This is a genomic window from Dokdonia donghaensis DSW-1, from assembly GCF_001653755.1.
In the GTDB taxonomy this organism is placed as follows: Bacteria; Bacteroidota; Bacteroidia; order Flavobacteriales; family Flavobacteriaceae; genus Dokdonia; species Dokdonia donghaensis.
In genome coordinates, this window is sequence record NZ_CP015125.1 from 80,776 (window position 1) to 106,285 (window position 25,510).

At 38.9% G+C, this 25,510-nt stretch carries 23 protein-coding genes and 2 tRNA genes; 7 read left to right on the forward strand and 18 right to left on the reverse strand.

All coding sequences use genetic code 11. The features are described from left to right. Positions 1-91 precede the first annotated feature (91 nt). Positions 92-1,237 (forward strand): glycoside hydrolase family 5 protein, encoded by a 1,146-nt coding sequence (locus I597_RS00350; protein ID WP_052111791.1) that lies wholly within the window; start codon positions 92-94, stop codon positions 1,235-1,237. Between the two features lie 81 nt (positions 1,238-1,318). On the opposite strand, the gene I597_RS00355 is transcribed toward I597_RS00350, so the two are convergent. The 14 genes from I597_RS00355 to I597_RS00420 all read right to left on the reverse strand — a co-directional run bounded on the left by I597_RS00355 (position 1,319) and on the right by I597_RS00420 (position 14,606). After that, positions 1,319-4,999 carry an ABC transporter permease/M1 family aminopeptidase gene (locus I597_RS00355; protein WP_035325454.1) on the reverse strand — a complete coding sequence of 1,227 codons (3,681 nt, stop codon included), beginning with the start codon at positions 4,997-4,999 and terminating at the stop codon, positions 1,319-1,321. Between the two features lie 2 nt (positions 5,000-5,001). Continuing rightward, positions 5,002-5,892 (reverse strand): ABC transporter ATP-binding protein, encoded by an 891-nt coding sequence (locus I597_RS00360; protein WP_035325460.1) that lies wholly within the window; start codon positions 5,890-5,892, stop codon positions 5,002-5,004. Positions 5,893-6,153: 261 nt separating this feature from the next. Continuing rightward, complete coding sequence (locus tag I597_RS00365) at positions 6,154-6,426, reverse strand: GIY-YIG nuclease family protein (protein ID WP_316931556.1); 273 nt, start codon at positions 6,424-6,426, stop codon at positions 6,154-6,156. 85 nt (positions 6,427-6,511) lie between these two features. After that, positions 6,512-6,763, reverse strand: coding sequence for a GIY-YIG nuclease family protein (locus tag I597_RS00370; RefSeq protein ID WP_064497398.1), 252 nt, complete (start codon positions 6,761-6,763; stop codon positions 6,512-6,514). Between the two features lie 107 nt (positions 6,764-6,870). After that, on the reverse strand, positions 6,871-7,122 hold the full coding sequence (locus tag I597_RS00375; RefSeq protein ID WP_035325461.1) for a GIY-YIG nuclease family protein: 252 nt from the start codon (positions 7,120-7,122) through the stop codon (positions 6,871-6,873). 37 nt (positions 7,123-7,159) lie between these two features. Then, positions 7,160-7,234, reverse strand: a tRNA-Val gene (locus I597_RS00380). A 35-nt stretch (positions 7,235-7,269) separates the two neighbouring features. Further along, a tRNA-Val gene (locus I597_RS00385) sits at positions 7,270-7,344 on the reverse strand. A 107-nt stretch (positions 7,345-7,451) separates the two neighbouring features. After that, positions 7,452-8,669: a bifunctional folylpolyglutamate synthase/dihydrofolate synthase gene (locus I597_RS00390; protein WP_035325463.1), complete on the reverse strand. Its 1,218-nt coding sequence runs from the start codon at positions 8,667-8,669 to the stop codon at positions 7,452-7,454. Between the two features lie 28 nt (positions 8,670-8,697). Next, entirely contained in the window at positions 8,698-9,531 is an 834-nt protein-coding gene (locus I597_RS00395) for a hypothetical protein (protein WP_035325465.1), read from the reverse strand. 62 nt (positions 9,532-9,593) lie between these two features. Continuing rightward, positions 9,594-9,986: an ExbD/TolR family protein gene (locus I597_RS00400; protein ID WP_035325466.1), complete on the reverse strand. Its 393-nt coding sequence runs from the start codon at positions 9,984-9,986 to the stop codon at positions 9,594-9,596. Between the two features lies 1 nt (position 9,987). After that, positions 9,988-10,692, reverse strand: a complete 705-nt coding sequence (locus I597_RS00405) for a MotA/TolQ/ExbB proton channel family protein (protein WP_021778196.1) — start codon at positions 10,690-10,692, stop codon at positions 9,988-9,990. 59 nt (positions 10,693-10,751) lie between these two features. Beyond that, the gene (gene nhaD, locus I597_RS00410) at positions 10,752-12,155 is read right to left on the reverse strand and encodes a sodium:proton antiporter NhaD (protein ID WP_035325468.1); all 1,404 of its coding nucleotides are present in this window, start codon (positions 12,153-12,155) and stop codon (positions 10,752-10,754) included. Between the two features lie 46 nt (positions 12,156-12,201). Continuing rightward, positions 12,202-13,434: a Glu/Leu/Phe/Val dehydrogenase dimerization domain-containing protein gene (locus I597_RS00415; protein WP_035325470.1), complete on the reverse strand. Its 1,233-nt coding sequence runs from the start codon at positions 13,432-13,434 to the stop codon at positions 12,202-12,204. Between the two features lie 65 nt (positions 13,435-13,499). Further along, complete coding sequence (locus I597_RS00420; RefSeq protein ID WP_035325472.1) at positions 13,500-14,606, reverse strand: anhydro-N-acetylmuramic acid kinase; 1,107 nt, start codon at positions 14,604-14,606, stop codon at positions 13,500-13,502. An 84-nt stretch (positions 14,607-14,690) separates the two neighbouring features. Between I597_RS00420 and I597_RS00425 the strand changes: the two genes are divergently transcribed. Then, positions 14,691-15,833, forward strand: coding sequence for an acyl-CoA dehydrogenase (locus tag I597_RS00425; protein ID WP_035325475.1), 1,143 nt, complete (start codon positions 14,691-14,693; stop codon positions 15,831-15,833). A 63-nt stretch (positions 15,834-15,896) separates the two neighbouring features. On the opposite strand, the gene I597_RS00430 is transcribed toward I597_RS00425, so the two are convergent. From I597_RS00430 to I597_RS00440, 3 genes are read right to left on the reverse strand one after another with little or no spacing between them, the layout of a single operon-like run. After that, positions 15,897-16,706, reverse strand: a complete 810-nt coding sequence (locus tag I597_RS00430; RefSeq protein WP_035325477.1) for a DNA/RNA non-specific endonuclease — start codon at positions 16,704-16,706, stop codon at positions 15,897-15,899. A 9-nt stretch (positions 16,707-16,715) separates the two neighbouring features. Beyond that, positions 16,716-17,816, reverse strand: coding sequence for an ABC transporter permease (locus I597_RS00435; protein ID WP_035325479.1), 1,101 nt, complete (start codon positions 17,814-17,816; stop codon positions 16,716-16,718). A 3-nt stretch (positions 17,817-17,819) separates the two neighbouring features. Next, on the reverse strand, positions 17,820-19,973 hold the full coding sequence (locus I597_RS00440) for a carboxy terminal-processing peptidase (protein ID WP_035325482.1): 2,154 nt from the start codon (positions 19,971-19,973) through the stop codon (positions 17,820-17,822). Between the two features lie 147 nt (positions 19,974-20,120). On the opposite strand from I597_RS00440, the gene surE reads away from it, so the two are divergent. The 5 genes from surE to I597_RS00465 all read left to right on the forward strand — a co-directional run bounded on the left by surE (position 20,121) and on the right by I597_RS00465 (position 24,960). Continuing rightward, a complete protein-coding gene (gene surE, locus I597_RS00445) occupies positions 20,121-20,894 on the forward strand; it encodes a 5'/3'-nucleotidase SurE (protein WP_035325483.1) in 774 nt (257 codons plus the stop codon). Positions 20,895-20,957: 63 nt separating this feature from the next. After that, positions 20,958-21,245 carry a hypothetical protein gene (locus I597_RS00450; RefSeq protein ID WP_035325485.1) on the forward strand — a complete coding sequence of 96 codons (288 nt, stop codon included), beginning with the start codon at positions 20,958-20,960 and terminating at the stop codon, positions 21,243-21,245. Continuing rightward, complete coding sequence (gene lpxB, locus I597_RS00455) at positions 21,245-22,366, forward strand: lipid-A-disaccharide synthase (RefSeq protein WP_035325487.1); 1,122 nt, start codon at positions 21,245-21,247, stop codon at positions 22,364-22,366. Before I597_RS00450 ends, lpxB begins: the two co-directional genes overlap by 1 nt. A 33-nt stretch (positions 22,367-22,399) precedes the next feature. Beyond that, positions 22,400-22,873, forward strand: a complete 474-nt coding sequence (locus I597_RS00460; RefSeq protein WP_035325488.1) for a C40 family peptidase — start codon at positions 22,400-22,402, stop codon at positions 22,871-22,873. A gap of 62 nt (positions 22,874-22,935) precedes the next feature. After that, complete coding sequence (locus tag I597_RS00465) at positions 22,936-24,960, forward strand: ComEC/Rec2 family competence protein (RefSeq protein WP_052111793.1); 2,025 nt, start codon at positions 22,936-22,938, stop codon at positions 24,958-24,960. A gap of 5 nt (positions 24,961-24,965) precedes the next feature. Here the strand turns inward: I597_RS00465 and I597_RS00470 are convergent, their stop codons facing one another. After that, positions 24,966-25,505 carry a thioredoxin family protein gene (locus I597_RS00470; RefSeq protein ID WP_035325493.1) on the reverse strand — a complete coding sequence of 180 codons (540 nt, stop codon included), beginning with the start codon at positions 25,503-25,505 and terminating at the stop codon, positions 24,966-24,968. Between the last annotated feature and the right edge of the window lie 5 nt (positions 25,506-25,510).

Here is a 25,510-nt window from a genome sequence, read left to right on the forward strand (position 1 = left end):
CCTTATGACACTAAGGCAATGTTATGTTTTTATATTTTGTAATTTTAATAGAATTTTTTTACAAAAAGGGAATACACAAACCTATTAAATTATGAAACTACAGCTGCACAAGTACATCTTACCTATACTTATAAGTATAAGCTCGCTGGCCTGCTCTGACAACGAAACGCCAGAAACAACAAATCAAAATCTTCCAGAAGATGAAAACCCTGTGGCAGATACAAGTATAGACATACCAGGTGCTATAAGAGACATCTCATCTACAACACTTGTTGCCGAAATGGGTATAGGATGGAATCTTGGTAATAGCCTAGATGTAGAAAATGCAGATAAAACCGCCTGGGGAAACCCATTACCCTCACAAGCTGTTATAGATAAGGTATACGAGATGGGCTTTAGAACACTAAGAGTACCTATCACGTGGGTATACGACCAGCAGTCTACAGCACCATATACTGTTAATGAAGATTTTATGACTCAAGTGCAAGAGACAGTAAATTATGGAATAAGTAAGGATATGCACGTTATTATAGACGTGCATCACGATAATGCCTGGTTACGTCCTACTACAGAAGATGCACCGGCCGCAAAAGAACGACTAGCAAGTTTATGGACACAAATAGCAGATCGATTTAAGAGTTATGGTGACAAACTCATCTTTGAAACACTTAATGAAAATAGACTTCTTAACTCTCCAGAAGAGTGGTCTGGCGGTACAGAAGAGGGAAGAACAATCCTCAATGAGTATCACCAGACAGCGCTTAATGCTATAAGAGCTACTGGAGGCAACAACCTAGGTCGTCACATTATGATAAGTACCTATGCAGCAAGTACAACACCCGCGGCGATGGATGGACTTGTACTGCCAGAAGATGACCACCTTATAGTTTCTTTACACACCTATTTTCCTTGGCCATTTACGGGTCAAGAAGATGGCACAGCAAACTGGGGAACAGATGAAGAGAAAGCACAACTCGAAAATGAATTTGACTACATTAGAGAAAAATGGATTGTACAACAAGGACGTCCTGTAATATTAGGCGAGTGGGGCGCTATAGACAGAGATAACACAAGCACTAGAGAAGCCTATATGCAGTTTTATGTTGAGCAAAGTTTAGCACGTGGTCTATTACCTATAGTTTGGGATGACGGAGGGAATTTTAGACTCTTAGATAGATCAAATCTAGAGTGGCACTTCCCTACCCTAGCAGAAACTATAATTGAAGTAAGTAACTAGTACTGTAGAAAATGACATAAACAAACAAGCCTCACTCTTAATTGAGTGAGGCTTGTTTGCTTATAAGCGATGTATCTAGTTTTACTCTTCTATAGTAGCGGTGTTTTCTGTTACCTTTTTACGGTTATCACTTCCTCTTCTATCTATGAGTTTATTAAATGGATCTATACCAGCTTCTACAGGTTTTTGATCTACGATGATATCAAAATTGTTATTGATATCGCTCACCTTTATCTTCTGTAAGTATAGAACGTTCTCATCACCTGTCTCCTCATTTTCTTCTCCAAAGATACCAAGCTCTATATAATCACTTAGTGGCAGTGATACTATTGCATCTTCTTCTCCCTCTGGCGTATAAGTAATACTGTCTCCTTGCTTTGAAACAAATTGCTTTTTACCTTTTTTCTGAGAGTGATATTTACTCACAAATGCGTTTACATTTACAGCATACTTACCATCTGGAAGTTCTGTATAACTAGCCTCATCTACTTTATTATCATACAGTGTGATTTTTTCAAACATATCTGTAATAAGATATTGTAATGAGTCTGGTGTTACCGCTCTTAAGTCATTTACAAACTCTGTAGCCGTAGGATATGGACTGGCCTTAAATTGATACTTCTCTGCAAATCTTTTGGCAACTCCATTAAAGACGTCTTCACCTAGATAGTCACTCATTGCGTAAAGTACTAGCGACCCTTTTTGATAGTGAATATACTGCTGGTTTTCATTATACATTAACGGCTGTTCTTTTATTTGCTCGGCTGTTCTACCTGTGAGATAACCATCCATAGCATCTTTTAAGAAACGGCGCATTTGGGTTTTTCCATACGTTTTTTCTAACACCTTAAGTGAGCTATACTCAGACATACTTTCTGATAACAATGTAGCTCCTTTTACAGGCGCACCTATTACCTGGTGTGCCCACCACTGGTGTGCAAGCTCGTGAGCAGTAATAGACAGTGGGTAGTCTACCGCATCTTGATCCTCGTCATCTACATCTGCTACAAAACCTAAGCCTTCACTAAAAGGGATTGTATTTGCAAATGCCTGTGCAAAAGTTCCGTAAGCCTTTGGGAACTCAATAATACGCACCTGCTTATGCTGGTATGGGGTATAATTATTACCGTAATAGTCTAGTCCCTTTTTCATACCGTTCATCATACGGTCTAAGTTATATGTGTGATCTGGATGGTGATAAATCTCAAGGTTAATACCATTATACACTTCTCTCTTGACCTCATAAGAAGCACTTAAGAAGGAGTAAAAGTTAAGCATCTTAGAGTCCATCTTATAGTGATAGTACTTACGTCCATCTTCTTCCCACTCTTTTGTGAGGTATCCTGGTGCGATTGCAATTTGATCTGGAGCCGTGCTCAAGGTTGCCTCAAAGTCTATCCAGTCACTATATCCTCCTATGTAGTTACGATCTCTTGCTCCCGGGGTGTCTGGGTCTGGCATTCTATCTTTAGGCGCGAGGTCATACTTTCTACGAACCTCTGTATTACGTATTTCAAAACGCTCATCATACCCTATAGAAGGAAACATCCCGTAGTTTACAAAAGTTCCGTTTGTAGAAATAGGAGACTTATCGTCTAAAAATTTGTTCTCCTCATTCTCCATTGTAAACTTAAATACCAATGTATCTCCAGGCTGCATTGCTTTTGCGAAAGCGTACATTTTATAGTTATAATCTTCATTATCATAAACAATCTCTGCCTCACGGTCTAATGTGATTTCTGTAGGGTAATCTGTGAGGTTTACGTGCAGGGTATCTATGGCTACTGAGTCTTTATTTACCATTGTAAATGTTGCCCCAGCTTTAAAATCACGCGACTCTGGATACATATCCATAAAAGTATTTACAGCAACAAGTCGTGGCTGTGGGATACCGGCATATTTTCCTAAATCTCTTTCGGCCTGCACGCGTAATTCTTCTCTTTCTTTACCTGTGAGCAACTCATTTTCTACATTATTTATGTACCAAGAATAACTACCTATTCCTAAAAAGACAATGAGACTTGTTAGTGCTGTGGTAATGATGGGTGTAGTTAATCTCGCTTTCGCGAAAGCAAAACGCGCCTTTGCCGTAGCCCCCATACCACGTCTATAGAAAAGTATAGCCGCCATAAGTAAAATGATACCGAAAGCAATCCAATATACCCTAAACGTATAAAAACGTGGTAGTACGGTACCATAACCATCAAAATCTGACGGGCTAGGCGTTCCTCCAGAGTTAAAGTCAAAAATAGCTTGCTGGACACCTATCGCATTTTGAAGTAATGGAACTCCTATACCTATAACGAGTAAGGTTACCAGACCCACCCACTTATTTTTAATTAAAGTATGTACGAGTAATGCCAGTAATATCCACGGTACATATTTCCATACGTTAATTAAAAATGCTTGAAAAACATAAAGGTCTATCTGGTAATCATAAAAGCCTTTAAGGGTTTGAAAAGCGAGACCACAAAGTATTAATACAACTTGCAAAAAAGCTGTCATTAAGAATAATGAAATACCTCTACAGACTAGAAAGACCCAATCTTTTGTAGGTGTTACATCTACAATCTGATTGATATGAGCAGCCTTTGCTCTGTCCATTAAAAATCCAGAATATAAGTGTATGAGCAAGAATGAAAACAACACGATATATGCAGATGGTTCTGCGAGCATTGTCCACGTTTTTGGTAAGATTGCCGTATTATATATAAGTTGAGAGAAACTCATCATTACAAAGGTCAGTACAATAGCTAGAAAGGTTATGATTATAAACGGCCATCCAGTAATGATGTATTTAGTATCACTTTTTACGAGCTGCCATAGGGTCTTAAACTGCCCCACTATTGAGAAGTCTGTAGTGACAGCAGGCATCTCTATGCGTTGTATTTTACTAGAATTTTTCTTTACTGCTCTAATTGCCTTTTTCTTAAAGAAATTAAAGCGCATAGCGTGCTGCTGAAAGTTAAAACGTGCAATGATTAAAAAGAGGATTCCAAAGGATATGCCTGCCCACAATAATCTATTGTAAAGTAAAGTACCCACCATAGGTATAGATTTATTGTTTTGCTCAACTGGTGTCCAGTACTCTGTAGCATCTGCTAGTGCCACATTTGCCATAGGGTCAAAAAGCGCATACCAAAAGGTGTCGTCTGCATTATCTGCCATACTTGTCGCTATAAGCTGGATAATAATCATCGTGAGTACGGTCATAAATCCAATGTTGAGATTACGAGTAAACACGACTATAGCAAAAACAATCGCACTGTAAAAAAGCACATTAGGAAATATGATAAAAGCAAATGGCTGTACATAATTCCATAAACTAAAAGGTCCCAAAAGTGCCTCATTAGATCCTGGAAGGACAGATCCTACAAGTAGACCTAATATGGTAGCGATAGCTATTAATAAGTTAATGGTTATTGCTGCCGAGAATTTGGCAAGTAAGTACTGCACCTTAGTAAGCGGGTACGAGTACAAAACATTGTGCATATTGTTTTTAAAATCTCGATCTATTGTGCCTCCTGTAATAGAAGGAATTAATAGATAAGCAAGCATTGCCAGCTGTGATAAAATACCCGTTATAGCCAGCGGACTATTAAGATAAACATTGCTAGTCACTGTAACATTATCACTACTAAAAACGCCTAAGCCAGCTGCCATTATAAGTACAGCTAGTAAAAACATTATGGCAGAAAATATATAAAAAAGCGGTTTCTTAAACCACGTCTTTATCTCGTGTAGATAGATAGTACTAAACATAACTATGCTACCGTTTGAGATTGATTCTTATTGAGTGTTGTAAAATACACGTCTTCTAGTGTGGCAGCTACTGGTTCAAAACCTTCTCCTGGCATACTCTCGCTATAAACTCGCACATCTAGATCGTTTGAATCATTAAAGCTAGATGATATTACATTATGGCTATTCTGTAATACTTCTACACCTTCTCTAGAGGTTGTAGTTTTCCAGATATGTCCCTCTAGGCTTTGCACTAATTCCTTTGGAGTGCTTTGCGATAAGATTTTACCTCCATTAAGAATTGCCATATCTGTACATAATTCTTTTACATCATCTACAATGTGTGTTGAAAATATAACAATGTGGTTTGTCCCTATCTCACGTAATACATTTAAAAATCTATGACGCTCTGCTGGATCAAGACCTGCTGTAGGCTCATCTACAATAATTAGTTTTGGATTATTAAGTAATAACTGGGCGATACCAAAGCGTTGCTTCATCCCTCCAGAATATCCTGCTACGTGTTTATTGCGCACATCACTTAGGTTAGTCACCTCAAGCGCTTTATCTACAATAGCTGTACGCTCCGCTTTATTTGTAATTCCTTTTAGGCTTGCAAAATAATGTAGCAAGTCACTGGCACTCATTTTAGGGTATACTCCAAACTCCTGAGGTAAGTACCCAAGTGTTTTTCTAAATTCAATTTTGTTGTTAAGTATATCAAGTCCATTAAAGTCTATCTCACCTGTATCTGGCTCTTGTAATGTTGCAATAGTTCTCATAAGAGAAGACTTTCCTGCCCCGTTAGGTCCTAGTAGACCAAACATTCCTGCCTTTATATCTATGGTTACATTATCAAGGGCTTTTACACCGTTAGGGTACGTTTTTGAGACATTCTTTAAACTTAAAATCATATATATGGTTTTTGTTAGTGCATAAGTATATCAATAATACATAATGTTACACCACAAGAGCGCATATAAAAGAATTAATCACCTGCTGCATATACTCAATGACTGATAGTTGCTTTATAAGTAATGCATTACAAGATAGTATAAAGAAAAAATAATCCATAAAAAAAGGCTCCCATTTCTGGAAGCCTTCGTGGGCGCTAAGGGATTCGAACCCCTGACTCTCCCGATGTAAAATCGGGATGCTCTGAGTATATTAATGAGCTATAAATCTCCTTTGATAAGCTTCTCAATCATAACCCTACTTTTCCATTTTTTAATTTGCAGCTCGCGTTGTACGGCTTCTGCCCTAGTCGCAAAGCTCCTCGTGTACTTGGCTTCCCAATCTTTAGCTTTTGAAGTAAATCCCTTACTACTTGACAAATGTTTCTTGAGTCGATTCTCGACATCATTTGTAGAGCCGATGTAATATCGATTAAGATGCGGCGAGAATAATATGTAAATGTAGAAATTCATAAAAACAAAAAAGGCCCCCATTTCTGGAAGCCTCTGTGGGCGCTAAGGGATTCGAACCCCTGACTCTCCCGATGTAAAATCGGGATGCTCTGAGTATATTAATGAGCTATAAATCTCCTTTAATAAGCTTCTCAATCATAACCCTACTTTTCCATTTTTTAATTTGCAGCTCGCGTTGCACAGCTTCACTCCTAGTCGTAAAAGTCTCTGTGTACTTTATTTCCCAATCTTTAGCTTTTGAAGTAAATCCCTTACTACTTGACAAATGTTTCTTGAGTCGATTCTCGACATCATTTGTAGAGCCGATGTAATAGCGATTGAGATGCGGCGAGAATAATATGTAAACGTAGTAATTCATAAAAACAAAAAAAGGCCCCCATTACTGGAAGCCTCTGTGGGCGCTAAGGGATTCGAACCCCTGACTCTCCCGATGTAAAATCGGGATGCTCTGAGTATATTAATGAGCTATAAATCTCCTTTAATAAGCTTCTCAATCATAACCCTACTTTTCCATTTTTTAATTTGCAACTCGCGTTGCACAGCTTCACTCCTAGTCGTAAAAGTCTCTGTGTACTTTATTTCCCAATCTTTAGCTTTTGAAGTAAATCCCTTACTACTTGACAAATGTTTCTTGAGTCGATTCTCGACATTATTTGTAGAGCCGATGTAATAGCGATTGAGATGCGGCGAGAATAATATGTAAACGTAGTAATTCATAAAAACAAAAAAAGGCCCCCATTTCTGGAAGCCTCTGTGGGCGCTAAGGGATTCGAACCCCTGACCCCTTGGGTGTAAACCAAGTGCTCTGAACCAACTGAGCTAAGCGCCCGATTATTTTTAGACAAGTTTATCGTTTCTTGTTTGTGGGCGCTAAGGGATTCGAACCCCTGACCCCTTGGGTGTAAACCAAGTGCTCTGAACCAACTGAGCTAAGCGCCCCGACTTATGTAGTCAAGTGACATTAAAAAGATAGCGTTGCCATTATTTCAATGCGGGTGCAAATATAGAATTAAAGTTTAATAGTGTAAAATCTTTTGCAATAAAAATTAAATTATTTCTGCTACAACAAAGGTGCTTCCGCCTATAAAAATAAGATCACTGGTTCCTGCAACCTTTTTTGCTGCCTTAAAAGCCTCTGCTACACTAGGATATGCTTTGCCCTTAAGTCCTAAGCCTTCTGCTTCCTTTTTTAAGTGTTGTACTTCCATTCCTCTTGGTACGGCAGGTTTACAAAAGTAATAAGAGGCATATCCCGGAAATAATGGTAAAATGCTCTCTAAATCCTTATCTGAAACTACGCCAAGTACAATATGTAAATTCTTGTAACGCTCCTGACCTAATTGATTCATCACATAAGTGAGCCCTTCCTTATTGTGCCCAGTATCGCAAATCACCTTTGGCTCCTCTTGTAATATTTGCCATCTTCCCTGGAGGCCCGTATTTTTCACAACGTTCTTTAATCCCTTTGCGATATGCTGTATCCCTACGTGAAAACTAGCTCCTTGCAACACAGAAAACGCAACTTGAACAGTACGTATGTTGTTTTTTTGATAATCTCCCACTAGGTCAGATTGCATAGGCATTAAATCAAAATCATAGGCTTTGTGGAGGGGTGCATTACGCTTTCGCGAAAGCGTACTAAAAACCTCCTCTGTCTCTTCATTATACTCACCTATGACAACCGGTACATTCTCTTTAATAATACCTGCTTTCTCTGCAGCTATAAGCGGGATGGTATCACCCAAAAACTGCGTGTGATCCATACCAATATTCGTAATAACCGAAAGTACAGGCGTAATAATATTTGTAGCATCTAGCCTACCTCCTAAGCCTACCTCTATGATCGCAATATCTACTTCTTTTGATGCAAAATAAGAGAAGGCCATACCTACAGTCATTTCAAAAAATGATAGTTGATGCTCTTCAAAAAAGGCTTTGTGCTTTTTTACAAACCCCATTACAAACTGCTTGCTACAAAGCTCACCGTTTATTTTTATGCGCTCTCTAAAGTCTTTGAGATGTGGTGAGGTATATAGTCCCACTTTATAACCTGCTTCTTGTAAAACAGATGCCATCATATGACTAGTAGATCCTTTACCGTTTGTGCCTGCTACGTGAACGGTTTTAAATGCGGTATGGGGATTGCCTAGATGTGCTGCTAGAAGATTTATGTTACTTAGGTCTGCCTTGTATGCAGCAGCTCCCTTACGTTGATACATAGGTAGCTGGTTAAAAAGCCAGTCTAAGGTTTCTTGATATGTCATTGTGGTATAAAGATAGGTGTTACAACTATTAGTCTGAGAGACTAAAGCGGTATACTATTTTTCCTATTTGTTTTGAAGGCGCTTTTGAGTCGGCATTAAATTTTGTGGCAAGTGCTGCTGCTTTTGCCGGCTCTAAAAGGCAACGGGTATTATTTGTAGTACCTCGCACTCCTGGTGTAGCTTTTATAACTTTACCGGTACGGTCTACCTCAATACTCACTACAACTACTCCTGACTCATTACACTCTTGCTGGCGTTTTGGTTTTCCTAGCGCTTTTCGACCTCCTAGCTGGTAGTTACCATCACCATCTAGACCTCTTCCGGTACCATAATAACTAGATGCGTTGGGGTCACCATTAGGGTCGCCCTTATCTCCAGCTTGGTTATCATTACCTTCACCTCCTTGTGCTACTCCATCCTTTTTAGGACCATTAATAAGCGCGTCTAGTGCACTTGTGGTAGACTTATCTGGTTTAGGATCTGGCTTTGCTTCTTCTACTGGTTTTTCTACCGGCTTTTCTTTTGGTTTCTCAACCTTAGGCTTTGGAGTTTCCTTTGGTTTTTTTTCTATAACCGGAGCATCTTCTGTGTCTTGCGTGACAACCTCATCCTTAATCTCTGGTTCTGGTGGAGTGGGCTCTGGTTGTGGTGCTGTATTTTTTGGTGCAGATGCCACAGGTTTTGTAGGCTGCACATTACCAGAACCTACACTAGAGGTTCCAAAGTTTACGGCTATACCCCCTTCTTCTGGTGGGTCCATATAGTTCATACCCACCATAAACATAAGCAATAATATAATCGCCATAATAATACTACTTATGGTGAAAGATTTGCGTTTATGTATGGTATCTAGGTATGCCAAGGTATATTTATTTAAGAGTGTAATTACGCTTTCGCGAAAGCGTACCAAAAACCATTTATCAATTAGTTAGGCCTTACCGCTAGTACAATTTTATACTTATTACGGTTTGCGATATCCATAATCTTTACAGCATTTTCTATAGGCACTCCTTCTTCTGCTCTTAGTATAATGGTAGGTTCTTCTACTCCGGCTAGCTCGCTATTGATAAAGCCTTCTATACTGTTTTCTGTCACACGCTCCTTGTTTACATAATAGTCAAGGTCTTTTGTGATACTTACAGATAGGTTTTGCTTGTTACTGGTTTTTCCTTTTGCTTTAGGCAAGATAAGATCTAGGGCATCTGGCGTGATAGCTGGTGAGGTTAACAGAAAGAATACAAGTAGTAAAAAGACAATGTCTGTCATACTACTCATACTGAACTCTGGGCTCACTTTATTTCTTCCGCGCAGATTCATACTAGCTAGGCTCGTTTAATAGGTCTAAGAAATCTACGGCATTTGCCTCCATAGAGTGTACTACTTTATCTGTACGTACTACGAGGTGGTTATATCCCATATAAGCGATAATACCCACAATAAGACCGGCAACTGTAGTGGTCATCGCTGTATAAATACCCTCTGCAAGGGTACCCATCTCTGCTTGTCCAGAACTTGTTGCTAGTGTATGAAAGGCAAGTACCATACCTATTACAGTCCCTAAGAACCCAATCATAGGAGCTGCTCCTGCTATGGTAGCAAGTACACTCACATTGCGCTCTAGTTTATAAACTTCTAGTTTCCCTTGATTTTCTATAGCTGTATTAATATCCTCAAGAGGGCTTCCTATACGAGAGATTCCCTTTGCGGTTAATCTAGATACAGGGGAGTTAGCCTGAGCACAGTATATTTTTGCTCCTTCTATGTTACCAGAAGCGACATTATCTCTTATTTGATTCATAAAATTACCATCTACTTTTGAAGCTGCTTTTATAGCAAATAGCCTTTCAAAGTAGATATAGATAGCCACAAAAAGTAGTACAAATAGAACGGCAATAATGATGATTCCTGCTGTACCTCCAGTTAAGAGCAAATCTATGATAGATAATGTCTTCTCTACAGGCTCGTCTGTAGCAAGTATATCTGCCGCATCTTGAGCTCCGTCTTGAATAAGTGTATTAAGCATATGTTTATTAATTGAGGCTTTAGAATGAAACGAACGTTATTTTAGAAAATTGCCTAGACTTAAGCACCCATTGTTCCTCCCGTAAGAAGAACAAAGGCAACAGCTCCCGCAGCAAACCCTACAAAGGCTAACCACGTGATCTTTTTAAGGTACCAGATAAAATCTATCTTTTCCATTCCCATAGCTGCAACTCCTGCCGCAGAACCTATGATAAGCATACTTCCTCCTGTTCCAGCAGAGTATGCAATAAAGTGCCATAATAAACTGTCTGTCTCTGCAGTATACATACCCATAGAGGCAGCCACAAGTGGCACGTTATCAATAATAGCAGATAGAATACCAAGTATTACTACCACAACATCTTGATTAGGTACCGCTCCATTAAGAATCTCTGCAACATAACGTAATGTTCCCACTGGATCACCAGCTTCAGACACACCATATACAAGACTTTCAAGTCCTGCTACTGCCATTAATATTCCTAAAAAGAAAAGGATACTTGAGATCTCGATACGAGAAAGTGCTTTGTGAGCACTGTATAAGTGCTTACGCTCTTTTGTAAAGTCTTCTTCTGGGTGAATGTACTCAGATACTAACCACACTACACCTAGTGCAAGCATCATACCCATATAAGGAGGTAAGTGTGTTATTGTCTTAAAAATAGGTACAGATACTATCATACCTAGCCCTAAGAAAAGCATTGTCTTACTACTTAGTAATCTTCCTGCTTCTTCATCTTCTTGTGTATCTACAACTATATCGCCTTTAAAAGCTGGCAAGTATGTTGCAATAAAGAATGGTATAACAAAACAAATTACAGATGGTATGATTACAAACTTGATAAGTCCCATTGCTGTAACATTATCTGCAATCCAAAGCATTGTAGTAGTAACGTCCCCAATAGGTGACCAAGCTCCCCCTGCATTTGCAGCAATTACTACCATTGCAGCAAACCAAAGACGTTGCTCTCTGTTTACAATAAGCTTACGTAATAAGGTAATAAGTACAATTGTAGCGGTAAGGTTATCTATTATAGCAGAAAGTATGAATGCTAGTATCCCTATAATCCATAATAACTTTTTCTTGCTACGAGTTCTTACAGCTCCTTTAAGAACTTCAAAACCTCTGTGAAGATCTATAATCTCAACAATGGTCATAGCCCCTATAAGGAAGATAAGTATCTCTGCTGTTTTACCTAAGTGGTGTAAAAGCGTGTTATCAAAACCGTGCTCTGCATCGTGCAAGGCATCTCCCGTAAGAGGCACCCCATTAGGAAACAAGCTATAAGCTTGCTCATAGGTATCTATTACGTCAAACCAGCCTAGGTGAAAACCTACTGCTAGAAATGCCCAGATAAGTGATGCCATAATAAGTGCAGGCACTGTTTTATCAAGTTTAAGAGGATGCTCAAGGGTTATAGAAAGGTACCCGATAATAAAAATGAGAATAATTACTGATTCCATATGTATATAAAGTTGGTGTGATTATTACATCTTACAGATGCAAGTATTAAAGTAATTCTTTTAATGCAATTTCAAAAGCTGTCTTGCTTATATTTTGTTTTGAACTGTTATTCTGATACGTATTTTCTATCGCATTACGTATAGTTTGTGATGTATCGTTAAAGATTGCATCATCTGTCATTTGCACGCGGCGCTCCATAAAGTATGCAAATACTCTTGCCATACCACAGTTTGAAATAAAGTCTGGTATAAGACTCACCTTTGCGTCTGTATGCTCCATTATAGGTCCAAAGAAAATTTCTTTATCTGCAAACGGTACGTTTGCACCACAAGAAATAACTTCCAGCCCCGTATCTATCATTCTATTAATTTGATCTTCTGTAATAAGACGAGAAGCTGCACAAGGAGCGAAAATCTCTGTCTCAAGATTCCATATCTCCTCATTCATTTGTGAGAATGGTATCAATCCTTCTGTAGAAGCGTTAAGTGTATTACCTGTTTTATTAAGATACATATCTCGTATCTCCTCAAAGGTAAAACCTTCTTTATTTATAAAACCTCCTACAATATCTATAATACCTACTACTTTTGCACCCATTTGCGCTAGGTAGTAAGCCGCTGCTGCACCTACGTTTCCAAAACCTTGTACCACGGCACGCTTGCCCTTTACATCACCTCCATAAATATCATAATAATGACGTACCGCCTCTGCAACACCATATCCAGTAATCATATCTGCTACGGTATACTTGCGTGTTACATCTGGAGAAAATGATGGGTTTTCTATCACCTTAATGACTCCTTGCCTAAGTTGCCCTATACGGTTAATTTTATCTGCCTCTGTAGGTTGAAAGTGCCCAGTAAAAACACCTTCTTGAGGATGCCATACGCCACTCTCTTCTGTAATAGGTATTACCTCGTGTATCTCGTCTACATTAAGATCACCTCCCGTACCATAATAACTTTTAAGTAGTGGTGACACGGCTTTATACCAGCGCTCTAGGACTCCTTTCTTACGAGGATCTTTTGGGTCAAAGTTAATTCCTGACTTTGCTCCACCTATAGCTGGACCAGATACAGTAAACTTAACCTCCATAGTTTTTGCTAGAGAAAGGACTTCATTTATATCTAGTCCTACACGCATACGTGTACCACCACCAGCGGCACCTCCTCTTAAAGAGTTAATAACTACCCACCCCTCTGCTTCGGTTTCTGGGTCGTTCCAGTGAAAAACAATCTCTGGTGACTTATCTTCGTATCGCTGTAAAAGCTCTCTCATATATTTGGTTAAGTAAGGCCCAAATATACAAACTTGAATCACCTTCTAGAAGAAGTGTGCATAAATTAAGAATCATATAACATTCCGCTAGAGTGGTCTTGTGATGCTCCGGTGACACTTGCAAGGCAATTAGCAAGTCCTTCAAGCCTTAAAACCCCTAATAACCCAAAAACGAGAGCCTCTTTAAATTCAATAAGTTGCGCATCTGGCACTACAAGATTTAACACAGCTCCCTTGACCCTATTTGCTTTATACTGAGCTTGCACACGACCTAGCAAATAGCTATTGTAAGCTCCTCCTCCGGTTACTAAAACTGAGGCGTTTTCTTTAAACTGAGTCGCAATTTGCACAGCAATATGCTCTGTAAACGTCGCCAGCACATCTATATCAGAGACTTTATAAGATTCAATTATTGGGAATACTTGTTCGTGCACCCACTCTATCCCCAGAGATTTTGGTGCTGGAGAGCTATAATATGGTAAGCTATTCAGTTCCTTTAATAAGGGAGCGTGTACGGTTCCCGCTTTCGCGAAAGCGCCCTCATCATCATACGGCTTACCCAACTTATGAGCATATGTATTGAGCACAACATTAACTGGACAAATATCATACGCCAGCCGAACTCCATTTTCCTCAGTCGAAACATTTGCAAATCCACCAAGATTGAGACAATAATCATATGTACCAAACAACAGCTTATCTCCTATAGGAACAAGCGGTGCGCCTTGCCCACCTAGCGCTACATCTTGCACCCTGAAGTCGCAAACCACTTTATGACTAAGCAACTGAGCAAGCTCTGGAAGATTACCTATCTGTAAAGTAAAACCATCTTGTGGCTGGTGTAATATGGTGTGGCCGTGGGAGCATACAGCATCTACCTGCTTTATACGATACCTAGCTTTAAATATATTTATCACCTGAGCTAAATATATTGTATATGATGCATTTAATGTAGAGAGCGCCTCTGTTGAGAGTGTATGTGCTGTTTTTAGTTTATCTACCCAGTCATTTGGGTAAGCAATCGTTTCTGCATTGATTATCTGAGCATTAAAGACTGGATAAACTTCACCAGCAATTTGAGGTGACATACTCACTTTAACAAGCGCGCAGTCTATTCCATCTAAGCTGGTACCACTCATCACACCTATAACGTTATAGTTTTTTTGTTCCATCACCCTAAATCTATTGAGAAAAGCATAAGAAACAAGTATATTTGTACAGATTTTTTACACAATCGTTAATATTTAGAATTGACTATGGATTTTAGCTTAACAGAAGAACACCTTATGATACGCGACGCTGCTCGCGATTTTGCACGTACAGAATTACTAGACGGAGTAATAGAAAGAGATAACATACAACAGTTTCCTGCAGAACTTGTAAAGAAAATGGGTGACCTAGGCTTTATGGGTATTATGGTTGATCCAAAATATGGAGGAAGTGGTATGGACGCAATTTCATATGTTCTTGTTATGGAAGAGCTGTCTAAAATAGATGCCTCTGCATCTGTAATTGTTTCTGTAAACAACTCATTGGTATGCTACGGTCTTGAAGCTTATGGGTCTGAAGAGCAAAAACAAAAATACCTTACTAAACTTGCTACAGGTGAGATGGTAGGTGCTTTTTGTCTTTCTGAGCCAGAAGCTGGATCTGATGCAACTTCACAAGCTACTACAGCAATAGATAAAGGAGATCATTACGTACTTAATGGTACAAAAAACTGGATTACAAATGGAGGACGCTCTGACGTGTATCTCGTAATCGCTCAAACTGATAGAGAAAAAGGGCACCGCGGTATCAACGCTTTCATAGTTGAGAAAGGGATGGAAGGTTTTGAAGTAGGACCTAAAGAAGACAAACTAGGTATACGTGGTAGTGACACGCACACACTACAGTTTAATGACGTAAAAGTACCCAAGGAAAATAGAATAGGTGAAGACGGGTTTGGTTTCAAATTTGCAATGAAAACACTTTCCGGAGGACGCATAGGTATTGCCGCACAAGCACTTGGTATTGCTTCTGGGGCATACGAGCTTGCTCTTAAATATTCTAAAGAGCGTAAAGCCTTTGGTACAGAAATTTGTAACCACCAAGCTATCGCTTTTAAACTTGCAGATATGTATGTAGAGATAGAAGCTGCACGTCACCTAGTGATGAAAGCCGCTTGGGATAAAGATCAAGGTAACAACTATGATCAATCAAGCGCGATGGCAAAGCTTTATGCGTCAAAAGTTGCAATGGAGCAAACAGTAGAAGCTGTACAAATACACGGTGGCAACGGTTTTGTAAAAGAATACCACGTTGAGCGATTAATGCGTGACGCAAAAATCACTCAGATATATGAAGGAACTAGTGAGATTCAAAAAATTGTAATCTCTAGAAGCCTTATAAAAGGATAATAGCTTACTCCTTATAAATTAAAAAAAGCGGCTTAGTGCCGCTTTTTTTAATTTACACTTTACTTATCTAAGCTTCCAGCCCTTAGTACTAGTACTAGATTCTAGTCTATCTTCTACGCTATCTTCAAGTTCTGGAAAGAAGTCTATACCGGTAAGCTTTTCTATCTGATCTACAGAGGTTACAAATGTTTTAAGAGACTTATTTGATACTTTGTGATTCATTAAAAAGGCAATCATTTTTGCATCTCCTCCAGATTGATCATAAACAATTTTATAAAAGGATTCTGGCACGGTAACTCCTTCTGTACCTATGGCGCCCATTTTATCTTTTAGTATACCACCAGTCACTACATAAACTCCATCATACTTCTTTGCCCAATAGCGCACTTGCTGCTCAAGTTCATTCCAGATACCCGCATTAAAATCGTGCCTTTGCGGACTAATATTACTTGTCAAAAAAGTTTCTTCATAAGCCTCTTTACTAAACTCCCTATCACCTGCTGGGCATAAATGCCCACGATCATATCCAGATTTTTTATAATTACGCCAGTGTGCAGACTCTGTCTCAACTTGAGGGTCTACCTCAAAATATGGACGTTTAAAGTCATTATTTACAATGTGGCTTTTTTTAAGTTCGTAAGCAACCCACTCTGCTTGTTCATCGCGCTCGCTGTAACTCAATGAGTAGTAGTTGTGATGTACAACTTGCCCCGTGGTAGATGTAGGTAAAAAATAGGTGTTTGTCGTAGCCTTAGGCTGTCTACCCTCTTCTATCATAGGAGCATCTACAGCCTTATTTGCATAGTTTTCAAATACATACCAAACAAGTGTAAAAACAATAACTAGTAACGGATAGGTGTATTTTCTTTTCATTAATAAAATCTAGTTTTTTACATCTAGTGCATCCCTAAGAGCGTTACCTACAAGCATAAATGCCATTACAAGTAACATTATCGCAATACCTGGGATGATGGCAAGATACGGCTTCCCGAGGATGATATAACTATAGTGATCTTTAATCATAGCTCCCCAGCTGGGTGTAGGTGGTTGTGCTCCTATACCTAAAAAACTCAATCCGCTTTCTATAAGGATAGCTCCTGCAAAGTTTGCTGCCGAAATCACTATGAGCGGCGCTATAACATTAGGCAAAATATGCTTTATAATAATACGTCCATCTTTATACCCTAGTGCTCTTGCTGCAGTAACATATTGCATTTGTTTTACACCCATCACCTGCCCTCGTACAACACGAGCCACCTCAACCCACATTGTAAGACCTACCGCGATAAAAACTTGCCAGTACCCCTTACCTAGAGCAAGAGTAATTGCAATAACAAGAAGCAAGGTTGGGATAGACCAGGTCACATTAATAATCCACATAATAGCGGCATCTACTTTTCCGCCAAAATACCCTGCTATCGACCCCATAAAGAGCCCTATAATAAGTGATATAAAAACCGCTACAAAACCTATAGAAAAAGAGATTCTCGCACCTATGAGCATCCTACTCAAAAGATCGCGACCGTACTTATCTGTCCCTAGTATAAATGTACGTGGTGCTATGTACGCTTTCGCGAAAGCGTTATAATCTTCAACCCCATTTACAGTAACTTTTTTTGGTAAACCCACCACTCCGTCACTCATATACGGGGTATATGTGATACCATCGTTCTCTAAATTATAATCTGCTATAGGTATTTCTGTGTCTGAATTATAACTACCCGAAAACCATTTAGAAATAAATGATTGCTTTACCTTTAAATCACTTGGGATTGTAAGGATATCTACTGTAAAGCCGGGCGGCTGTGAGTGGATAGAGAGGTGCATCTGGTTTGCATTCTCACTACTATCTGGAGCGATCACATAAGCAAATAAAGCAGCTAGACCGCACAATATAATATACACCAAACTCAAAACGCCCCAAAAATTTCTTTTAAATTTTTGGAGCGCTAGGCTTGTTAATGAATTTGCTCTTTGCGACATTTATTAATCCTTAATAGTCACAAGCTTATCTTTTCTAATATTGTTGATTTTTAAATCATTAAGCACATTGAGTGCCTCTTCTACATAAGCGTCTTTTGCTAAATTTTTGTGCCAGCGCTCACGCTTTTCTTGAAGAATAGTGTCTTTTTCAAAAAGTTGCTGCTCATACGGTAGGGACTCATAAGTGAGCTTTGTATCGTAATCATCTATAGAATCAAACTTCTTTGCAAAAGCTTCGCTTTTTGCAAGTCTAGCTTTGTATTTATCATAGTTGAGCGACCACTCTTTATCATCGCGACGTTCTTTAATCCACTTTGCATACTCATCTACTAGTTGTAAATGCTCGCTTTTAGACATACGCTCGTTACTGTTTTCGATAGTTTGCTCAAAGTCTACATAACCATCCCACACATCATAATCTGCAGCTTTTATTTTATCCCAAGGAAGTGGATTTTCTTGATCACGCTCGCCTATATCTACATATGTAAAACGATCTGGAACAACTACGTCACTCTTTACTCCTTCTAGCTGTGTTGACCCTCCGTTTACTCTATAGAATTTTTGAGTTGTAAGTTTAAGAGCTCCTAGATCTCCATAAGGATTTTTACGCAGGTAAGAATTAAGGTCTGCTACATTTTGCACAGTTCCTTTACCGTAGGTCTGTTTCCCTCCTATAATAATGGCTCTTTTATAATCTTGCATTGCTGCAGCAAGTATCTCACTGGCAGATGCAGATATCTCGTTTACTAAAATCACAAGAGGTCCATCCCATAACACAGACGAGTCTCTATCTTCTAATACTTCTGGCTCATCACCATTGGAAGCTACTTGCACAATAGGACCGTCTTTTATAAACAGACCGGCTATATCTACCACAGTTTTAAGCGATCCCCCGCCATTGTTTCTAAGATCTATCACAAGTCCCTCTACACCTTCTTCTTTAAGGCGTTCTATCTCCTTCTTTACGTCACTTGCGGCATTCTTTTCTTTATAATCATCCATCGTAAAGTAAAACTTAGGCAGGTTTACAATACCGTATTTTTTACCATCTTTTACGACCTCTGCAGACTTTGCATAGGTTTCTTCTAGCTCTACTATGTCACGTTCTATAGTAATCTCTTTTGTACTACCATCTAGCTTAGTCTTTACCGTAAGGATTACTTTAGTTCCCTTTGGACCTTTTATAAACTCTATCGCATCTTGAAGACGCATACCTACAATGCTTAGAGCGTCTTTTTCATCTTCTTGACGTACTTTCATAATGATATCACCCTCACGCAGCTCATCACCTCTCCAGGCTGGACCACCAGAAATAATATCTGTGATACGCACTTCGCCTCCCTTTTTTTGAAGTCTTGCACCTATCCCTTGAAACTGACCACTCATTTGTGTGTCAAAACGATCTTTTGCTACTGGTGCAAAATAGTATGTGTGAGGGTCAAACTCCTCTACTATTGCATTTAAGAAAATTGCAAACCAATCTTTGCGCTCAAGTTCTAGTGTAAATTCAAAAAACTCCTTTGTATTGTCTGCTACTTCTTCTCGTGCTTTTATCTCAAGCTCTTCATTAGAAAGGATCTCTTTTGGCTCAGCTGCTTCTTTATCATCTCCTTCTTCGTCTACCTTTTCTTGATCTTCTCTTAAATCATAGTAAGAGCTAAGCGCATTAAGCTTAAGCTGCTGTCTCCATCTATTTTTAAGCTCTTTTTTGTTTTTTGCAAAAGGTTGCTTTTCATATTCTGTATTAAGAATCTCTTCCTTCTCAAAGTCAAAAGGCTTTTTAAGAAGCTCTTCTTGAATTTTATTTGCCTCCTCGGTACGTTCTATAAGACGGTTGTAAGTAAGATCAAAAAATGACAAATCTTTATCTCTTATCGCATCATCTATTTGTGTTTTATACTTTTCAAACTCTTCTATATCTTTTTTGTAGAAAAAACGACGATATGGATCTAGCGCGTCTATGTAATCATCAAAGACATTTGCAGAAAACTCATCATTTATATCTTTTGCATCGTAATGACCTCGCTCGAGTAAGTAAGCAATAAGATCTAATAGGGTTTTATCTTTATCTGGATCGTCAAACGACTTTGTAGTAAAACTGCAACTCGCAACTGAAAACAACAGTAACAGCGCTATTAATTTTAAATTCCTCTTCATAAAATTCAGTATTTTCACGTAACTAGCAATTTACATTAAAAATTGTGCCACAAAAAGAGCTGCGGTCGTAATCTTTTGTTAAACCCCGCCAGCACACTTATTAATGTACAATTTACGTATTTTCGTATATAGAACACAACTCCTGCTATGAACAAAAAACCACTTATACTGATTACTAATGATGATGGCATCACCGCACCCGGCATACGCAACCTTATAGATGTGATGCTCAACATAGGTGATGTGGTTGTAGTTGCTCCAGATAGCCCACAAAGTGGGATGGGGCACGCCATTACTATAAACGACACACTCTATTGCGACCCAGTAAAACTAGATCCAGATGCTACACACAAAGAGTACACTTGTTCTGGAACCCCTGCAGACTGTGTAAAACTTGCAAACCAGCAAATTCTCACCCGCAAACCAGATATTTGTGTAAGCGGCATTAATCACGGCAGTAACTCAAGTATCAATGTTATATACAGCGGCACGATGAGTGCTGCAGTAGAGGCCGGTGTAGAAGGCATCCCAGCAATAGGGTTTTCCCTTTTAGATTATAGCCACGATGCAGATTTTGAACCTGCAAAAAAATATGTAGAACGCATCACAAGACAAGTTCTCAAAAACGGCTTACCTAAAGGCATCGTTCTAAACGTAAATATCCCAAAATTACCTGCAGATAAAATTAAGGGCACCAAAGTGTGTCGCCAGGCAAAAGCACAATGGGTAGAAGATTTTGACAAGCGCACAAACCCTATGGGCAGAGACTATTACTGGCTCACGGGCGAGTTTGTAAATCAAGACAAAGGTGAGGATACAGATGAGTGGGCACTATCACAAGGCTATGTTTCAATTGTACCGGTGCAATTTGATCTTACGGCACATCACTTTATTCAAGAACTTAATGAGTGGGAAGGATAGTAATTACGCTTTCGCGAAAGCGCATCTATTCCCTTTAAAACTTTTCGCGAAAGCGGAATAATTATGAAAAAAGATATTCTCATAGGCATCATCATAGGACTACTAGCAAACACCATAGGCGTTCTTATTTTTTCCTTTTACATAGGCACAACACAAGACCGCACACTTACTAATGTATTACAAACCGCCCTGGCAGAGGGAAGACTTGGTAAAATTATAGCTATAGGTGCTGTTCTTAATCTAGTAGCGTTTTTTGGACTACTTAGACAAGGGCAAGATGCGCGAGCAAGAGGAGTACTGCTTATGACCATCGCTATGGCTTTTGTGACAATGATATTAATGTTTAGTTAATGAAGTATTACATTCTTGCCGGTGAGGCTAGCGGAGATTTGCACGGTTCAAATCTTATGAAAGCCTTGTATAAACAAGATCCTGAGGCAGAGATACGCTTCTGGGGTGGTGATCTTATGCAAGAGGTGGGCGGTACTCTAGTCACACACTATAAAGAAAGAGCCTTTATGGGCTTTATGGAGGTGATTACCAACCTCCGTAAAATTAGTGGACTCATAAAAGAATGTAAAAGAGACATTGCTCGTTTTGAGCCAGATGCTCTTATTCTTATAGATAATAGTGGTTTTAACCTTCGTATAGCAGAGTGGGCACACCCACTAAATGTCACTACACATTATTATATAAGCCCTCAAGTGTGGGCCTCACGATCTGGTCGTGTTAAAAAAATTAAGGCCTGTGTAGATCATATGTATGTCATTTTACCATTTGTAAAAGATTTTTATGACACCTACGATTATGATGTAAACTTTGTAGGACACCCACTACTTGATGCTGTGGCAAACAGAGAGCAAGCAGATGCTGTGACATTTGCACAAGAGCATAATCTTGATGAACGCCCTATGATTGCCCTACTTCCTGGTAGCCGCACACAAGAAATCAATGCGATGCTGGAGGTGATGCTTAGTGTTATACCCAACTATCCAGACTATCAATTTGTGATTGCAGGCGCGCCTAGCCAAGAAGCCTCTTTTTATGAGTCATTTTTAAAAAATCACGATGTACAACTCGTGATGAATAAAACCTATGACATACTAAGCTTTGCAAACGCTGCTCTTATTACTTCTGGTACCGCGACACTTGAAGCTGCCATCTTTAAAGTGCCGCAAGTAGTATGCTATAAGGCAAATGCGGTTTCTTACAGTATTGCAAAACGTATTATAAAAACCAAATACATCTCACTTGTAAATCTTATTATGGATAGAGAGGTTGTAAAAGAACTTATACAAGGAGACCTTAACACAAAAAACCTCAAGCACGAGCTAGATAAGATTACAAACGACTCGTATAGAGAGCAACTGTTTACAGACTATTTTGAACTAGAGAAAAAACTGGGTGGTGCTGGTGCTAGTGATAAAACTGCAAAACTTATTGTAGATATCACAAATAGCGAAAACAACTAACTTATAAGATCACTCTAAATCTCATAGCTACTTATGAAACAGTTTCTTGCCGCATTATCTCTACTACTATTATTTAGCTCTTGTGGTAGTTCAAAAAGAACCACTGTAAAAGACATAAGTACTACAAAAACAGAGCGCATTATAAAGCAGGCGCAAGCATTTTCTGGTACTCGTTATAAATTTGGCGGGACTACGCGCAAGGGTATGGATTGCTCTGGTCTTATATATGTGGCTTTTCAAAAAGAAAACATTGTTTTGCCTAGAGTGTCAAGAGATATGGCACAACGAGGCAAACCCGTAAAAAATAAAGATATTGACAAAGGTGATCTCTTATTTTTTAGAACTTCAAAAAGTGGAAAACGCATAAACCACGTAGGCCTAGTAACAAAGGTAGATGGCGATGACATCTATTTTATACACGCCACTACCTCAAAGGGTGTACTTACCTCAAATCTTAATGAGCGTTACTGGAATCGTGCTTATGTAATGGCGAGACGTGTCCTCTAAAACATAATTTACTATCTTTCAGACAATTAATACTTGTAAAAAGCGAGTATTTATAGTTATCTGTGAGAAAAGTAAATATTCCTATTTTAACGCTACTCATATCTACCACCATAGGTATAGTACTGTATGACTACCTTAAGACCCCAGCTATTACAGTCTGGGTTTGCTCATTACTCTTATCCCTTACTGGCCTCTTACTTAATACATATAGCAGTAAGAAAATCATAGGCTCAGCTCTCTTTATGTGTTGTACTTCTGGATTATTTATCACTATAGGATATCTATCTAGAACGTATACTGACGATACGCTCTCGCAGACTCATTATACACATATCAATACAGAAGGTTCACAAACGCTTCTTGTCAAAATAAATAGAGAATTAAAACCTACGTTGTATCAACACAAGTACCTAGTAGATCTCAAAGCAATAGATAGCACTATTACTACTGGCAAATTACTTCTCAACATTTATAAAGACTCTGCAACCATATTACCAAAAACTGGAGAATGGTGGTATGCAAGAACTGCTCTGTTGCCCTTACCCCATCCCAAAAACCCGTATCAGTTTGATTATGGTGCTTATCTCAATAAGCAAGAAATATACAGACAGGTGTCTGTACTGCCTCAAGAGATGTTGCGCGATAGTAAGGAGACTTATGATGTGGGTGTGTGGGCGTCACGCTTTCGCGAAAGCGTAAAAAGATCCCTTCACCTCCAATCTTTTACACCAAGACAACTTGCAGTCATTGAAGCGCTCGTACTAGGCCAAAGACAAGGTATAGACAAAGAGATGAGTTCTCAGTATGCCGCAGCAGGAATGATGCACATACTCGCCGTGTCTGGACTGCACGTAGGTGTAATTTTACTTATACTAAGATTCTTATTTGGTTTTATAAAATGGCGGCAACTGCAATGGGTAAAATCCTTACTCATTATCTCACTCATCTGGAGCTTTGCCATTATTACTGGCTTATCTCCTTCTGTACTAAGAGCTGCAACTATGTTTAGCTTTCTTGAGGTAGGGGAGCTACTGGGCGGAAAAAGAAAGTCGCAAGATGCTGTACTAGCCTCTGCAATATTTTTACTCCTTCTCGACCCGCTGCTCATATATCAAGTGGGATTTCAACTCAGTTATCTAGCTGTGATAGCGATTTTATGGGTGCAACCTTGGCTAGCCAGTTTCTGGTCTCCAGAGGTGTTTATATTAAGAAAACTACGGGACGTAGTATCTGTGACTATTGCAGCACAACTAGGTGTTATGCCACTTAGCCTCTTTTACTTTCATCAGTTTCCGGGGTTATTTATTATTTCTAATGTTTTAATTATTCCGTTTTTAGGTCTCATACTAGGCGGTGGCTTGCTTGTGTGTTTTCTGAGCGTCACAGACCTTCTACCAGAGTTTATAGCACAAACTTATGGAGGTATTATAGATGTAATGAATAATTATATAGCCTGGGTGGCAGAGCAAGAAGGTTTTGTGGCTAGACATATAAGTGTGTCTGCAACACTTATGATATTCGTTTATATGTTTATGATTACTACACTCCTTTTGTGTATGAAATATTCAAAACGTAGACTTATGTTTGCTAGCCTAGCAACCATAATTTTGACAGGTTTTATCGTGTTAGAAAATAATCTGCCTGCTTCTCAACACCTGGCAATACTTAATAGAAGTGCATCAACAACCCTTACTCAACTGCAAAAAAAGCAACTTACGGTGTTTAATAATGACACCCTCTATCTCACCCACACAGATAGTAGAGTAAAGGCATATCAAGATGCGCTCAAAATAGACACCGTTGTGCAGAAGTCTCACGGAAATTATTTTCGCTTTAAGCGAAAAGAAATACTTATTGTAGATAGTTTAAGCATATACAATCTTGAAGAGGCAAATCCAGATTTTGTAATACTCACGCACTCGCCAAAAGTTAATATGAATAGACTCATCGAGCGATACCCTAACTGTACAATTGTTGCAGACGGGTCTAATTATCACAGTTATGTATCCCGATGGAAAGCAACTTGTACAAAACAAAAAATCCCTTTCCATAGCACGTATGAAAAGGGAGCTTTTATAATAGATTGAGTAAATTACTTAGACCAAGTGTACACGAAGTCTTCTTGATATTTTGCCCATTTTTCTTGAGTTGTGAGCGTCTTATAGTCGTCATTACTCACCATCTTCACATAAATCTCAAGACGTCTAGGGGTGTGGTATCCCACAATAGGTTGTATGTAATTACCTTGCTCATCAAAAAACACCATTGTAGGGTATCCTCTTAGTTTTAAAGCTGCTGCTAGCTCGTGCTGGCTATTACGCCCTTTTCTATTTGGGTCGTACCTTGGGTTTGTATAAACGTTACCTAGATAATTAATTTCTTCAGTACCCTCTGCATTAAACTTTACTGCGTAATAGTTCTCGCTTATAAAAGCAGCTACTTCAGCATTTGCAAATGTATTTTTATCAAGCATTTTACAAGGGCCACACCAGGTAGTGTAGACATCCATAAAAATCTTTTTAGGCTCTTCCTTTTGTGCAGCAAGTGCCTCATCCATTGTCATCCAGTTGATTTCTTGAGCACTTATAGATGTTGTCACTATAAGAAGCAGGAGGTATAGTATTTTATTCATTGTGT